The sequence below is a fragment of the Mycobacterium sp. Root135 genome (genome assembly GCF_001426545.1).
Classification (GTDB): domain Bacteria; phylum Actinomycetota; class Actinomycetes; order Mycobacteriales; family Mycobacteriaceae; genus Mycobacterium.
Window position 1 is genome coordinate 112,005 of the sequence record NZ_LMEZ01000004.1, and the last position, 14,331, is coordinate 126,335.

The 14,331-nt window shown below is 69.5% G+C and carries 11 protein-coding genes; 7 read left to right on the forward strand and 4 right to left on the reverse strand.

Annotation, left to right across the window (positions count from 1 at the left end; genetic code table 11):
* Positions 1–130: 130 nt before the first annotated feature.
* From recC to recD, 3 genes are read left to right on the forward strand one after another with little or no spacing between them, the layout of a single operon-like run.
* A complete protein-coding gene (gene recC, locus ASD37_RS08340) occupies positions 131–3,409 on the forward strand; it encodes an exodeoxyribonuclease V subunit gamma (protein ID WP_056550518.1) in 3,279 nt (1,092 codons plus the stop codon).
* Positions 3,409–6,708 carry an exodeoxyribonuclease V subunit beta gene (recB, locus tag ASD37_RS08345; RefSeq protein ID WP_056550519.1) on the forward strand — a complete coding sequence of 1,100 codons (3,300 nt, stop codon included), beginning with the start codon at positions 3,409–3,411 and terminating at the stop codon, positions 6,706–6,708. The genes recC and recB overlap by 1 nt, the downstream gene beginning before the upstream one ends.
* A complete protein-coding gene (recD, locus tag ASD37_RS08350) occupies positions 6,705–8,441 on the forward strand; it encodes an exodeoxyribonuclease V subunit alpha (RefSeq protein ID WP_056550520.1) in 1,737 nt (578 codons plus the stop codon). Before recB ends, recD begins: the two co-directional genes overlap by 4 nt.
* Here recD and ASD37_RS08355 read toward each other — a convergent pair.
* Positions 8,438–9,667 carry an FAD-dependent monooxygenase gene (locus ASD37_RS08355; RefSeq protein ID WP_056550521.1) on the reverse strand — a complete coding sequence of 410 codons (1,230 nt, stop codon included), beginning with the start codon at positions 9,665–9,667 and terminating at the stop codon, positions 8,438–8,440. The genes recD and ASD37_RS08355 overlap by 4 nt on opposite strands.
* A gap of 71 nt (positions 9,668–9,738) precedes the next feature.
* Between ASD37_RS08355 and ASD37_RS08360 the strand changes: the two genes are divergently transcribed.
* Positions 9,739–10,350 (forward strand): TetR/AcrR family transcriptional regulator, encoded by a 612-nt coding sequence (locus ASD37_RS08360; protein WP_056550522.1) that lies wholly within the window; start codon positions 9,739–9,741, stop codon positions 10,348–10,350.
* Between the two features lie 10 nt (positions 10,351–10,360).
* Here ASD37_RS08360 and usfY read toward each other — a convergent pair whose 3' ends face one another.
* Positions 10,361–10,654, reverse strand: a complete 294-nt coding sequence (gene usfY / locus ASD37_RS08365) for a protein UsfY (protein ID WP_056550995.1) — start codon at positions 10,652–10,654, stop codon at positions 10,361–10,363.
* A gap of 110 nt (positions 10,655–10,764) precedes the next feature.
* On the opposite strand from usfY, the gene ASD37_RS08370 reads away from it, so the two are divergent.
* Positions 10,765–11,097: a GNAT family N-acetyltransferase gene (locus ASD37_RS08370; protein ID WP_056550523.1), complete on the forward strand. Its 333-nt coding sequence runs from the start codon at positions 10,765–10,767 to the stop codon at positions 11,095–11,097.
* Between the two features lie 12 nt (positions 11,098–11,109).
* Here ASD37_RS08370 and ASD37_RS08375 read toward each other — a convergent pair whose 3' ends face one another.
* Both ASD37_RS08375 and ASD37_RS08380 read right to left on the reverse strand, forming a co-directional pair.
* Positions 11,110–11,337, reverse strand: coding sequence for a hypothetical protein (locus tag ASD37_RS08375; RefSeq protein ID WP_056550524.1), 228 nt, complete (start codon positions 11,335–11,337; stop codon positions 11,110–11,112).
* A 96-nt stretch (positions 11,338–11,433) separates the two neighbouring features.
* Entirely contained in the window at positions 11,434–11,850 is a 417-nt protein-coding gene (locus ASD37_RS08380; RefSeq protein WP_082570037.1) for a very short patch repair endonuclease, read from the reverse strand.
* Between the two features lie 41 nt (positions 11,851–11,891).
* Here ASD37_RS08380 and ASD37_RS08385 point away from each other — a divergent pair, with 41 nt between their 5' ends.
* Both ASD37_RS08385 and ASD37_RS08390 read left to right on the forward strand, forming a co-directional pair.
* Entirely contained in the window at positions 11,892–13,154 is a 1,263-nt protein-coding gene (locus tag ASD37_RS08385) for a DNA cytosine methyltransferase (RefSeq protein ID WP_056550525.1), read from the forward strand.
* Positions 13,142–14,284 (forward strand): DNA cytosine methyltransferase, encoded by a 1,143-nt coding sequence (locus ASD37_RS08390; RefSeq protein ID WP_056550526.1) that lies wholly within the window; start codon positions 13,142–13,144, stop codon positions 14,282–14,284. The genes ASD37_RS08385 and ASD37_RS08390 overlap by 13 nt, the downstream gene beginning before the upstream one ends.
* The last annotated feature ends 47 nt before the right edge of the window (positions 14,285–14,331 follow it).

Here is a 14,331-nt window from a genome sequence, read left to right on the forward strand (position 1 = left end):
ATCTATGGAGCTGGGGGGAGCTCCGCCGCATACGGTATGCGGTGTTCCTGGGCAATTACTGTGAAGCGGCGCCTGGATCGATGGCAATTGCCGCGACCTCTGTCGGTGGCGCCCCCTAGGCTGGCGTCAAATGTCGCTTCACCTTCACCGTGCCGAGCGGACCGACCTCCTCGCCGACGGTCTTGGCGCCCTTCTCAGCCGACCCCTCGACGATCCCTTCGCGATGGAGCTGGTCTTGGTGCCCGCCCGCGGCGTCGAGCGGTGGCTGAGCCAGCGCCTGTCCCACGTCCTCGGCCGCGGTACGGGTGCCGACGGCGTGTGTGCGGGGGTCCAGTTCCGGAACCCGCACTCGCTGATTGCCGAGATCACCGGCACCGCCGACGACGATCCCTGGTCACCCGACGCCATGGTGTGGCCGCTGCTCGAGGTCATAGACGAGAGCCTCGACCAGCCGTGGTGCCGGACGCTGGCCACGCACCTCGGCCACTTCACCACCGGCGAGGAGATGGAGCTGCGGCAGGGCAGGCGCTACTCCGTGGCCCGCCGGATCGCGGGGCTGTTCGCGTCGTATGCCCGCCAGCGCCCGCAGCTTCTCGCCGACTGGCGCGCCGGTACCGTCGACCTCGACGCCGACCTCGGCTGGCAACCTCCGCTGTGGCAGGCGCTCGTAGACCGGGTCGACGCCGACCCTCCGCACGTACGAAATCGGGAAACCGTTGCCCGCCTTCGTAAGTCGCCGTCCGACCTGCCGCCGCGGCTGTCCCTGTTCGGCCACACCAGGTTGCCGATCACCGAGATCGAGCTCGTCGACGCGTTGTCGACCCACCACGACGTGCACCTGTGGCTGCCGCATCCCAGTGACGACATGTGGCGCGCTCTGGCGGGGGCTCGCGGTCCCGTCCCCCGTCGCGACGACGCCAGCCATCGCGCCGTGCACCACCCGCTGCTCGCCACCCTCGGAAGGGATCTGCGCGAGCTGCAGATGATCCTGCCCACCGACCTCGCCACCGACGAAAGCCTCGGCGGCCGTGAACATCCCGCCACGCTGCTGGGCTGGCTGCAGTCCGACATCGCCGCGAATACCGTTCGGCCGCAAGGGCGGACGGCGACGGCGGATGACCGATCCGTCCAGGTGCACGCGTGCCACGGCCAGGCCAGGCAGGTCGACGTGCTGCGCGAGGTGCTCCTCGGCCTGCTCACCGACGACCCGACGCTCGAGCCCCGCGACATCCTGGTCATGTGCCCCGACGTCGAGGCGTACGCGCCGCTGATCAACGCCGACTTCGGCCTCGGCGACGTGCTGCGCGGCGCCCACCCGGCCCACCAACTGAGGATGCGGCTCGCGGATCGTTCACTGGTGCAAACGAATCCGTTGCTGGGCGTCGCATCCCAGCTGCTCGCGCTGGCCGGCAGCCGGGTGACCGCCAGCGAGGTGCTCAACCTCGCCCAGTCCGCCCCGGTGCGGGCCCGCTTCGGATTCACCGACGACAACCTCGAGGACATCACCCGCTGGGTACGCCAGGCGAACGTCCGCTGGGGGTTCGACCAGGAGCACCGTCAGCCCTACGGCGTCGACTTCGTCCACAACACATGGCGTTTCGGCGTCGACAGGGTGCTCACCGGGGTGGCCATGTCCGACGATGCGCACGCCTGGGTCGGAGCCACCCTGCCGCTGGACGACGTCGGCAGCAACCGCGTGGAGCTCGCCGGGCAGCTCGCCGAGTTCGTGGACCGGTTGGAGCGCACCGTCGTCGCGCTCACCGGCGACCATCCGCTCGAGCACTGGCTGCACGCGCTGACCGAGGGCATCACGATGATGACCCGGGTGGACGACGCCGACGCGTGGCAGACCAGTCAGATGCAGCGTGAGTTCGGTCGGGTGCTCACCGACGCGGGGCCGCGGGCGAGCACCGTGCTGCGATTGCCCGACGTCAAGGCGCTGCTGGAACGTCACCTGGCGGGCCGGCCGACCCGGGCCAACTTCCGCACCGGCACGCTGACGGTGTGCACGATGGTGCCGATGCGGTCGGTGCCTCACCGGGTGGTCTGTCTGGTCGGTCTCGACGACGGCGTCTTCCCCCGCCAGGGCGTCACCGACGGGGACGACGTGCTGGCCCGCAATCCGTTGACCGGTGAGCGGGACAGTCGCTCCGAGGACCGGCAACTGTTGCTCGACGCCGTCGGCGCGGCCACCGAGAAGTTGGTGGTCACCTACACCGGTGCCAACGCCAACTCCGGGCAACCGCGGCCGCCCGCGGTGCCGCTGGCCGAGCTGCTCGACGCCCTGGACGCCACCACGCCGCAGCGCGTCCGCGAGCAGGTCGTGGTCCATCACCCGTTGCAGCCCTTCGACATTCGCAACGTGATGCCCGGCAAGCTGGTGCCCGGCGTGCCGTTCACCTTCGACTCCACGGTGCTCAAGGCCGCCAGAGCCAGCAGCAGCGAGCGCTCCGAGCAGCCGAAGTTCATCTCCGGTCCGTTGCCCGCCCAGCCGCACGACGACGTCGCGCTGGCCGATCTGGTCGGCTTCTTCAAGGATCCGGTGAAGGGGTTCTTCCGGGCGCTGGAGTACACCCTGCCGTGGGACGTCGACGGCGTCTCCGACGAGATCTCGGTCGACATCGACGCCCTCGAGCAGTGGGCGGTCGGCGACCGGATGCTCACCGACATGCTGCGTGGCATGAGTCCCGACGACGCCCGGCAGGCCGAGTGGCGCCGGGGCACCCTGCCGCCGGGGCAACTCGGGTGGCGCAAGGCCGGGGAGCTGCGGGAGCAGGCGACCGTGCTCGCCAGCACCGCACTCGCCCATCGCACGGCCGACCCGGAGGCCTACGACGTGGACGTCGACCTGGGTGCCGGCCGCCGGCTGACTGGCACCGTGTCGCCGGTCTTCGACGACCACCTGGTCTCGGTCACCTACTCCAAGCTGGACGGCAAGCATCTACTTGCGTCGTGGATTCCGTTGCTGGCGTTGTACGCCCAGCATCCCGACCGGGACTGGACGGCCGTCTGCATCGGGCGGGCTCGGCGGTCGGCCCGGCCAAGCCAGCGGGGTCTCGGGCAACCGCGGCAGCCGGCGGCCGACCTGCTTCGCGACCTGGTGGCGATCTACGACGCCGGCCGCCGCGAGCCCCTGCCGCTGCCCGTGAAGACGTCCTACGCGTGGGCGAGCGCCCGCCTGGAGGGTGGCGACCCCGAACGGGAGGCCTCCTTCAGGTGGAAGTCGGGCATGTATCCCGCCGAGGATCAGGACCCCGCCCAGGTTCGGGCCTGGGGCGCGAACGCCTGGCTCAAGGAGCTCATGCAACCCCTGCGGCCCGGCGAGGAGGTCGACGGCGAGACGCATCGACTCGGCGCCTACTCATCCCGGCTCTGGTTGCCGATGCTGCGCGCGGAAGTGACCGTCTGATGGAACGTTTCGACCTCCTTGGCGACCTCCCCGCCGCGGCATCCACGACGGTGCTCGAGGCGAGTGCGGGAACGGGTAAGACGTTCGCCCTGGCCGGATTGGTGACGCGCTACGTCGCCGACGGGGTGGCGACGCTCGACCAGATGCTGCTCATCACCTTCGGCCGGGCGGCCAGCCAGGAGCTGCGCGACCGCGTCCGCCGCCAGATCACCGACGCGGCAGCGGCTTTCGACGACCCGCCCCCGGTCGGTGACAACGATTTGGTCGACTACCTGGTGACGGGTACCGAGTCCGAACGTGCCGACCGCAAGCGAAACCTGCGAGATGCGTTGGCGGACTTCGACGCCGCGACGATCGCCACCACCCATCAGTTCTGCCAACTGGTGCTCAAGTCGCTGGGCGTCGCCGGCGACTCCGACTCTCACGTGACGCTGGTGGAGAGTCTCACCGATCTGGTCACCGAGGTCGTCGACGACCTCTACCTTGCGCACTTCGGTCAGCAGCGCGACGACCCGGCGCTGAGTTACCCCGACGCGCTGAAGCTCGCGAGGGAGGTCGTCAACAACCCGGCCACCGAGTTGCGGCCAATCGATCCGCCGCCGGAGTCGCGGGCCGCAGTCTGCACGAGCTTCGCCAATCACGTTCTCGCCGAACTGGAGACGCGCAAGCGCAGGCTGGGCATCCTGGGCTACGACGACCTGCTCACCCGGCTCGCGGAGGCCCTCGACGCCGAGGACTCCCCCGCCCGGCTGCGGATGCACCGGCGCTGGCCCATCGTGATGGTCGACGAATTCCAGGACACCGACCCCGTCCAGTGGCAGGTGATCGACAGGGCCTTCAGCGGCCGGTCCACCGTCGTCCTCATCGGTGACCCCAAGCAGGCGATCTACGCCTTCCGCGGCGGCGACATCGTCACCTATCTCAGTGCCGCCGAGACTGCGGGTGCCAAGAAGACCCTCGGCACCAACTGGCGTAGCGACAGTGCGCTCGTCGACCGGCTGCAGGCCGTGCTGAGGGGCGCAGAGCTCGGCGACCCCGCGATCGTCGTGCACGACGTGGACGCGCACAACAAGGGGTGCCGACTGGTCGGCGCACCCAACGTCGAACCGTTCCGCCTGCGGGTCGTCGAGCGAACCACGTTCGGGCGCAGGGGAACCCAGAACGTGTCGATCAACGACCTGCGCCAGCACATCGGCAAGGACCTCGCCGGAGACATCGGTGCGCTGCTCGCCAGCGGAGCCACGTTCGACGGCCGGCCGGTGCAGGCGGGTGACGTCGCGATCATCGTCGAGACGCACAAGGACGCCAGGATCTGTCAGCTCGCACTGGGCCGGGCCGGGATCCCGGCGGTCTATACCGGCGACTCCGACATCTTCGCCTCCCAAGCCGCCGACGACTGGCTGTCATTGTTGGAGGCGTTCGACCAGCCGCACCGCGCCGGGGTGGTGCGCGCCGCCGCGGCGACGATGTTCTTCGGCAAGACCGCAGAGGACCTGGTCGACGGCGGCGACGACCTCACCGACGAGATCGCGGAGACGTTGCGGGAGTGGGCCGGACACGCTCGCGAACGCGGGGTCGCGGCGATCTTCGAAGCCGCCCAGCTGCGCGGCATGCTCAAACGCGTGCTGTCCTGGCGTGACGGTGAACGGCACATGACCGACCTGGCGCACATGACGCAGCTGCTGCAGGACGTGGCGCATCGGGAGCACCATTCGCTGCCCGCCCTGCGCGACTGGTTGCGCACCGAGCGCGACGACCGCGGCGGGACGGCGGAGCGCAACCGGCGACTGGACAGCGACGCCGCGGCCGTCCAGATCATGACGGTGTGGGTGAGCAAGGGGCTGCAATACCCCATCGTGTACCTGCCGTTCGCGTTCAACCGCTGGGTGCCCGAACGCGACCTGATCCTGTTCCACGACGGGCCGACCCGCTGCCTGCACATCGGCGGCAAGGAAAGCCCCGACTACCGCGACGTCGAACGCCTGGGTCGCGAGGAGTCCGCCGGCGACGACAGCCGGCTGACCTACGTCGCGATGACGAGGGCGCAGTCCCAGGTGGTGGCGTGGTGGGCGCCTGCCAACGACGAACCCAACGGTGGACTGTCGCGGCTGCTGCGCGGCAGGCAACCCGGCGACGCGGCGGTGCCCAACCGGTGCGTGCCGAGCAAGATCACCGACGACGACGCCCTCGCGCGCCTGCGCCAGTGGGAGGCCGCCGGTGGACCGGTGCTCGAGCAGTCGGTCCTCACCCCGGCACCGCGACCGCCCGCCGAGCCGGTGCCGACGGGCCTGGACGCCAGGCACTTTCACCGGTCCATCGACACCACCTGGCGTCGCACCTCCTACTCCGGGCTGATCCGGGTGGCCGAGACGTCGGGCGTCAGCAGCGAACCGGAGGTCGTCGCGCTCGACGACGAGGTCGGCGAGCTTCCGTTGCTGCAACCCTCGACCGGACCCGCGTTGCCGTCTCCGATGGCCGACCTGCCCAAGGGCGCGAAGTTCGGCACCCTGATGCACGCGGTGCTGGAGACCGCCGATCCGTTCGCGGCCGATCTCGCCGCCGAACTGGAGGCCCAGATCGTCGAGCATTCGGTGTGGTGGCCGGTGGACGTGCCCGCCGCCGACCTGGCAGCCGCACTGGTGCCGATGAACGACACCCCGCTGGGTCCGCTGGCCGGAAATCTGACGCTGCGCCAGATCGGTCTGCGGGACCGCCTGCGGGAGTTGGACTTCGAGTTCCCATTGGCAGGAGGTGACCTGGGCGCGACGGCGCCACGGATACACCTGCGCGACGTCGGCGACCTGGTCGCCGAGCACCTGCCCGAGGACGACCCGCTGGCCGGCTACGCCGAGCGGCTCACCGGTGACGCCCTCGGCAACCAACCGCTGCGCGGGTACCTCAACGGCTCAGTCGACGCGGTGCTGCGCATCCCCTCCCCCGATGGTCATCGCTACGTGGTAGTCGACTACAAGTCGAACTGGCTGGGCGACGGGGACGGCTCGTTGACGTCGGCGGACTACGAACGCGCGCGCTTGGTCGAGGCGATGCTGCACTCCGACTACCCGCTGCAGGCCCTGCTGTACAGCGTTGTGCTGCATCGCTTTCTGCGGTGGCGGCAGCCCGGCTACTCACCGGAGGAACACCTGGGCGGAGTGCTGTACCTCTTCGTCCGCGGCATGTGCGGTGCGGACACCCCGGTCGTCGACGGGCATCCGGCGGGGGTCTTCGACTGGCAGCCGCCGGCGTCACTGGTGGTGGCCATGTCCGAACTGCTCGACGAGGGGACGGTGACCGCATGACCTCGGTCGAACCGGTCGACACCGCCACCTGGCGGCGGGCCGTCGGCGCCACCGGCCTGTTGGCGGTGTTCAACGAGGCGGCGGTGATCGACGCCGCCGACGTGCTGGTCGCCCAGCGGCTCAGCGCGTTGGCCAAGGAGGACGACGAGCGCGTGATGCTCGCCCTCGCCCTGGTGGTGCGTGGGTTGCGGGCCGGGTCGGTGTGCCTGGACCTGCGGTCGGTCGAGGCTCAGGTCGACGTCGCGGACCTGCCGTGGCCTGCGGTCGACGGCTGGTTGGCGGCGGTGTGGGCCAGCCCGCTGCTGGAGGCGCCGCACGCGCTGCGCCGCCAGGAGCACCTGCTGTACCTGGACCGGTACTGGCGCGAGGAGGAGCAGGTCGCCGACGACCTGCGGGCGATGGTGTCGCGTGGCGCGGTGGTGTCGGCGGCCGACGTCGAGCGCCTCTTCCCCGTCGGTTACGAGGAGCAGCGCGACGCCGCCGAAATCGCGCTGTCGCAACGGGTCACGGTGCTGACCGGCGGCCCCGGCACCGGAAAGACCACCACGGTCGCGCGGCTGCTGGCCCTCTTCGCCGGGCAGGCGGCGTCGGGAGCGCGGCTGCGGATCGCGCTTGCCGCGCCAACCGGTAAGGCGGCCGCCCGACTCCAGGAGGCCGTTCGCCAGGAGATCGACAAGTTGGACCTCGTCGACCAACGGCGGCTCTCGGGGTTGCAGGCGACGACGCTGCACCGCCTGCTGGGCAGCCGGCCCGACAGTTCGTCGCGGTTTCGGCACCACCGCGGCAACCGTCTGCCGCACGACGTCATCGTGGTCGACGAGACGTCGATGGTGTCGTTGACGATGATGGCCCGACTCCTGGAAGCCGTGCGTCCGCAGTCCCGGCTGTTGTTGGTCGGCGACCCTGACCAGTTGGCCTCGGTCGACGCCGGGGCCGTCCTCGCCGACCTGGTCGACGGTCTCGGCGCGGGCACGGGGTCACCGGTGGTCGCGCTGCGGACGTCGCACCGCTTTGGCGAGTCGATCGGGGCGCTGGCGTCGGCGATCCGTGACGGTGACGCCGACGCGGCGATCGAGGTGCTCGCCGCGGGCGGTGACCACGTCGAGTGGATCGTCGACGACGACCCGTCCGCCGGGCTGCGGAAAGTCGTTCTGCCGCAAGCCCTTGCGCTACGACAGGCCGCCATCCTCGGCGACGCCAAGACGGCGCTGGAGATCCTCGACGAGCATCGGCTGCTGTGCGCCCACCGCCGCGGACCGCACGGTGTGCAGCATTGGAATCACCAGGTCGAGCGGTGGCTCACCGAGTCGACCGGCGAGCCGATTTGGTCGGACTGGTACGCGGGCAGGCCGGTCTTGGTGACGGCCAACGACTACGGGTTGGGTCTGTACAACGGCGACACCGGGGTGACGGTGAACGGGCCCGACGGGTTGCGCGCCGCGATCGCAGGCGCCGGCGAACCGCGGGCCTTCGCCACCAGTCGACTGCCCGACCTGGAGACGATGTACGCGATGACGATCCACAAGAGTCAGGGCTCGCAGGCCGCGGAGGTGACGGTGCTGATGCCGCCCGTCGACTCCCGCCTGCTGACCAGGGAGCTGTTCTACACCGCGGTGACCCGAGCCAAGTCCAAGGTTCGGGTGGTGGGGTCCGCCGACGAGGTGCGGGCGGCAATCGAGAAGCGCGCGGTCCGGGCGACGGGATTGGCTCTGCGGCTTCGCGATTCCGGCTAGACCCCCGAGGCGCTCGCGATCCGAAGGTCGTCGTCGGCCAGCGACAGGTCGGTGGCGGCCGTCCGTAGCTGGCCCTGAAGCAGATCCACGAGGCCAAGGCGCTGCAGCCACGGCACCGTCACCAGCTTGGCGTTGCGGCGCAGCAGCTGGCCGGGCGTCCGCGAGATCACCGACGAGTCGCTCCGCAAGGCCAGGTCCTGATTCTTCTGCACGTAGTCGCGCAGCCGGCGTTCGTAGACTGCGAACGCCGCCTCCGGCCGGTCGGCGCGGACGAGTTCACTTGCCAGCACGTAGGCGCCTGCGATGGCGATGCTGGTGCCCTGCCCGGACAGGAACGCCGGTGCGTACGCGGCGTCGCCGACCAGCGCCACCCGGCCCGAGCTCCAGCCGTCCATCCGAACCTGGCTGACGGTGTCGAAGTAGAGGTCCTCGGCGGCTGCCATCGTGTCGACGACCTCGCCTGTGCGCCAACGATCTTCGGCGAACGCCTCGCGCACCGCGGCGAGGACGGCGTTTTCGTCGTGCCGGTCCACGGTGCCCGGCTCGGGGTGGACGAACGCCAGGAACGCCCGGGTCGGACCGCCGTCGGCCGGACGCTCGACCATCGCGGTGCGGCCCGCGTGTGAGTGCATGAAGCCCTGCCCCGGCGTGAACATCTCGCCGGGAAGGTCCCAGATCGCCGCGTACGGGCCCAGATGGCGGACGAATTGCGACTCGTCTCCGAAGGTGAGTCGACGGACGTTGGAGTGGATGCCGTCGGCGCCGACGACCACGTCGACGGTCTGGGGCTGGCCGTGCCGGAAGGTGACGTCGACCCCGTCGTCGTTTTGGGTCAGGCTCTCGATCGAATCGTCGAAGACGTAGGTCACCCGGTCTTTGGTGGCGGCGTAGAGGATCTCGCCAAGCGCGCCGCGGGTGATTTCCACGTCGCCCGCCGCTGAGCTGTTGAGCAGGCTGCCGAAGTCCAGCGTGCACAGACGACGTCCGCCGGGGGTCAGCAGCTGGACCGGGACGTGACGGTAGTGCGCCGCGACCAGCTGGCGGTGCAGGCCCATGCGACGGACGACGTCGACCGCGGTGCCACGGACGTCCACCGGGTAGCCGCTGGTGCGCAGGTGTTCGGCACGCTCGACGACCGTGACGTCCCACCCGGCTTCGGCCAGCCAGTAGGCGAGGACGGGTCCGGCGATGCTCGCTCCGGAGATCAGGGCGCTGCGTGTGGTCATGGGAAGTCCTCTGAGCTTTAGCTACATGAGTGTTGCTTATCGACGGTAGACGCCCGCGATAAGATACGCAAATGTCCTCTAAGGCACCGTCCGCCAAAGCGCAGGGGCTGCGCAGACGCGGAGCCGCCCTCGAAACCGCGATCCTGGACGCGGGATGGGATCAGCTCCTCGACGGCGGCTACGAGCGCTTCACCATCGAGTCGGTGGCCGAACGTTCGTCGTCGGCCCGCTCGGTGCTGTACCGGCGATGGCCGTCCCGGCTGGACCTGCTCAAGGCGGTCATCCACCACCGCGGCGCGATCGACTCGATCTCCACCCCGGACACCGGCAGCCTGCGCGGCGACGTGCTGGCGACGCTGACCGAATTCAACGAAAGACGTTCGCGCATAATCGGTCTGATCGCCGCGCGACTCGGTGCGTTCTACGACGAGGCAGGCGGGTCGCCACGGGAGATTCGCGCGTGGTTCGTGCCGGACGGCCCGTCGGTGATGGACACCGTGCTCGAGCGCGCCGTCACCCGCGGTGACATCGCCGCGATGCCGTCACCGCGCATCGTCATGCTGCCGGTCGACCTGCTCCGGCACGAACTGTTCATGACGATGACGGCGGCAAAGCCGGAGACCATCGTCGAGATCGTCGACGACGTGTTCCTGCCGCTGGCAACACAGTTCGGTGCGAACTAGCGAATTCGACCTAGCGGAGCAGCGGATGGTCCGCCAGCCAGCGCTCCTCGACCCGCTTGACGCGATGATGCTCCAACGTGATGAGAATTGCGCCCGCGGTGACGAGTGCACCGGCGATGAAGCCAAGTGGCAGTTGCCATTCGGGACGGTTGTACGCCGTCGCCGCCAGGAACCCCGCGATCGTGGCGGTGCCGAGCATGATGAGTATGAGTCCTGGCAACCAGAGCGTGTCGATGAACGACTCACCGGCATGCGGCTGGGTCGTGCGGCAATGGTCGGTGGGATCTCGATGGGCACCCTTCATCTGCATCTCCTTCCAGGGGAGATGCCCCATCGTACGCCGATTGTGAGCTGGGTCACAGTGCCACGGTCGGGACTAAAGTCGGGGCGATCGTACGGAGCCAAGGGGGCGCGATGACCGAGCTGACGGACAAGACCGGAGCACCGGTCCAGATCGCTCGTGCGGGGCACACGTTCACCCTCGAGGTCGAGGGCGAGGGCGCCGGCCTGGCTCGCTTCGTGGAGCGCGACGACCACCGGGTGTTCGTGCACACCGAGGTCGAGCCAGCCTTCGAGGGCCGTGGCCTGGCGACGATGCTGATCGCCAGGGCAAGCGCCGCGACCCGGGCCGACGGCAGGCGCATCGTCGCGCTGTGTCCGATGGTCGCCGCCTACCTCAAGAAGCACCACGACTTCGACGACATCGTCGACCGCCCGACGCGCGAGATCATCGACTCACTGCGGTAGCGAGCGATCCGCTCAGACGCAGATGTTCGCGAAGTACATGCCGGGCATGGAGCACAGCTCGTATCCGCCGTAGGCGGCGTACGGCGACGGCGTCACAGCGTCGGTCTGGCTGCTGGTGCCCTGCACCGACGGCGCGCTGGGATCGGTGGGTGCGGCGTTGGCGACGCCGGCGCCCAAGGGTCCGAGCGCCAGAACGCCCGCTGCGGCGATTCCAACTGCAATGGCCTTGAGATCGATCATGGTGCACCCCGTTGCTCGAAGAGAACTACCGAGCACAACTAACCATATGTCGGATCTATTCCGCGAGACAGATGTGACCACCGCCACCGCGGCTCGTCAAACCCTGGCGCGGACGATTCTCTCGACGCGCCGGGCGGCCTCCACGACGTCCTCGTGTTCCCAGATCCGCACGCTGACCCAACCGGCCTCGGCCAGCCGACCGTCGGTGTCGCGGTCGCGTTTCCGGTTGCCCTCGACCTTGTCGGCCCAGAACGTGGCGTTGGCCGACGCGACGGTGTGATGCTCGGGGCAGCCATGCCAGAAGCAACCGTCGAGGAACACCGCGACCTTGGCTCGCGTGAACACCAAATCGGCCGTCCGCCGCACCCCAGCCAGCGGTTTCGCCGACACCCGGTAGCGCAACCCCCTGGCGTGCACCGCCGAGCGCAGCGCCAGCTCCGGCTTGGTGTCGCGGCTCTTGTTGGACCGCATGCGCGCCCGCGCCTCGGGTGAGGACGCCCAGGACTCGGCCATGCCTCCACACTATTGGCGAACTCGCTGCATACGATCGGCAGGTGAGCACCATCGCCGACGTCGCGCATGACGTCGGGCTCGAGCGCTTCCGGACCCGCAACGGCAGCTATGAACGGGTGCTGTCCCGGCGCGACGGCAGGCCAGTCGCCAGCGTGATGGCCGGCTATCGCGGCACGGAGACCAGGGCGACGTGTGCCGACGAGGCCGAGCGCGCCTGGTTGCAAAGCAGCGTCGCACCGCCCTTCGGCTCCGCCAGGACGTCGTTGCGCGTCGTCGACCTGTTCTCCGGCTGCGGCGGCTTGTCCATCGGATTGGCCGAGGCGGCGCGCGCGCTGAACCGCTGGTTCGACCCGGTGCTCGCCGTCGACGTCGATGCGGTGGCCGCGCAGACCTACGCCGCCAACTTCCCGTCGGCCACCACACTCACCCAGGACGTGGAGGCCGTGTTCCCCGGACGCGTCGGCGCCCGGCTGAACCCGGCCGAACGCCTACTGGCCAAGCGGCACTCCGACGTCGACGTGCTGGTCGGCGGACCGCCGTGTCAGGGGCACAGCGACTTCAACAACCGCACCCGCCACTCCGACGACAAGAACGAGTTGTACCGCACCATGGTCAGGGCGGCCGAAGTGCTTACCCCGCAACACATTCTGATCGAGAACGTCCCGGGAGCCGTCAACGACCGCAGGGCAGTCGTGCAGCGCACCGCCGACGCCCTCGTCGCACTCGGGTATCACGTCTCCGTCGGGGTGGTCGACCTCAGCGAGATCGGCGTCCCCCAACGCCGACGACGACTGGTCTTGATGGCGAGCCTGACGCACTCGGTGACCGTCGCCGAGGTCACCGATCGTCATCGCAGAGAGGGCCGTTCGGTGGCGTGGGCCTTCCAGGACCTCGAATCGGTTCCGGAGTCGGGCCGGCTGGTCGACGAGGCCGCCCGCTCGGCACCGGCGACGCGCCAGCGCATCGACTATCTCTTCGAGAACGGCGACTTCGACCTGCCCGACCGGCAGCGTCCGGCATGCCACGCCTCGGGCGGTCACAGCTACAAGGCCATCTACGGCCGGTTGGCGTGGGACCGGCCGTCGCAGACCATCACCACCGGCTTCTACAGCATGTGCATGGGACGCTACGTGCACCCCAGCCGGCGTCGGACCATCACCGCGCACGAAGCCGCACGGCTGCAATACATTCCGGACTGGTTCTCCTTCGACGGTGTCACGCGTCGCACCGCCCTGGCCCGCATGATCGGCAACGCAGTGCCCTCGCGCCTGAGCTATGCCGTCGCGGTCGAATGGCTGCGGTGAGCCTGAGGGTCGCCGGGCTGTTCGCGGGCATCGGTGGCCTCGAGTTGGGCATGGCGGCCAGCGGCCATCACGCGCACCTGCTTGTCGAGAATTCCTCGCCCGCCATGCACGTGCTGCGCCGACGGTTCCCCGACACCAGGCTGGAGGCCGACGTCCGCGACGTCGCCGCGCTGCCGAAGGGCACCGATCTCGTCGTCGCGGGATTTCCCTGCCAGGACCTCAGCAGCGTCGGCCGCAAGGCCGGAATCGTCGGCGCCAGAAGCAGTCTGGTCGGTGAGGTCTTACGACTGCTCGAGGGCGGCGACGTGCCGTGGGTGGTGCTGGAGAACGTGCCGTTCCTCATCTCGTTGGGCCGCGGCGCCGCGCTGAAGGTCGTGACGTCGGCGTTGACCGAGCTCGGCTACCGGTGGGCCTACCGGGTCGTCGACACCCATGCCTTCGGCCTGCCGCAGCGGCGCAACCGCTGGTATCTGGTCGGGTCACGGGTCGGCGACCCGCGGGACGTGCTGCTGGCCGACGACTGCGCGAAACCGCCCGTCGCCTACGGGTATCCGGACGTCGCCTGCGGCTTCTACTGGACCGAGGGCATGCGATCCTTCGGCTGGGCGGTGGACGCCGTCCCGCCGATCAAGTGCGGATCGTCGATCGGGGTGCCCTCTCCCCCGGCTATTCGCCTGCCGTCCGGCGCGTACGTGACCCCCGATCTTCGGGATACCGAACGGCTGCAAGGATTTCCCGCCGATTGGACGCTGCCCGCCGAGGAAGCCGCCCGACCCGGCGAGCGGTGGCGGATGGTCGGCAATTCGGTGAGCGTGCCCGTCGCGGCGTGGATCGGCAGTCGACTCGGGCACCCGGGACGCTACGACTCGTCGGCCGACCTGCCGTGGGACGGCACGAAGTGGTCGCGCCGGGCGGCCTGGGCCGACCTCGACGGCGTTGTACACGTGGCGGACGTCGGACCGTGGCCGGTGTGGGAGCCGCGGTTGCCGTTGGTGGACTTCTTGCAGTATCCGGGCAAGCCGTTGTCAGCCAGGGCCGCAACGGGATTCATTCGGCGGACGCAGAAGGGCTCGCTGCGGTTTCCCGAAGGGTTCGTCGATGAGTTGGGTGCGTACGCGGCTCTCGGGTGAGGGTCCGACTCCCGGCGCTAGCTCCGTTTTCTGCACCACGGTCGCAA

Coding starts and splice junctions, on each gene's coding strand:
- recC (WP_056550518.1), top strand. CDS start 131: ATGTCGCTTCACCTTCACCGTGCCGAGCGGACCGACCTCCTCGCCGAC.
- recB (WP_056550519.1), top strand. CDS start 3,409: ATGGAACGTTTCGACCTCCTTGGCGACCTCCCCGCCGCGGCATCCACG.
- recD (WP_056550520.1), top strand. CDS start 6,705: ATGACCTCGGTCGAACCGGTCGACACCGCCACCTGGCGGCGGGCCGTC.
- ASD37_RS08355 (WP_056550521.1), bottom strand. CDS start 9,667: ATGACCACACGCAGCGCCCTGATCTCCGGAGCGAGCATCGCCGGACCC.
- ASD37_RS08360 (WP_056550522.1), top strand. CDS start 9,739: ATGTCCTCTAAGGCACCGTCCGCCAAAGCGCAGGGGCTGCGCAGACGC.
- usfY (WP_056550995.1), bottom strand. CDS start 10,654: ATGAAGGGTGCCCATCGAGATCCCACCGACCATTGCCGCACGACCCAG.
- ASD37_RS08370 (WP_056550523.1), top strand. CDS start 10,765: ATGACCGAGCTGACGGACAAGACCGGAGCACCGGTCCAGATCGCTCGT.
- ASD37_RS08375 (WP_056550524.1), bottom strand. CDS start 11,337: ATGATCGATCTCAAGGCCATTGCAGTTGGAATCGCCGCAGCGGGCGTT.
- ASD37_RS08380 (WP_082570037.1), bottom strand. CDS start 11,850: ATGGCCGAGTCCTGGGCGTCCTCACCCGAGGCGCGGGCGCGCATGCGG.
- ASD37_RS08390 (WP_056550526.1), top strand. CDS start 13,142: ATGGCTGCGGTGAGCCTGAGGGTCGCCGGGCTGTTCGCGGGCATCGGT.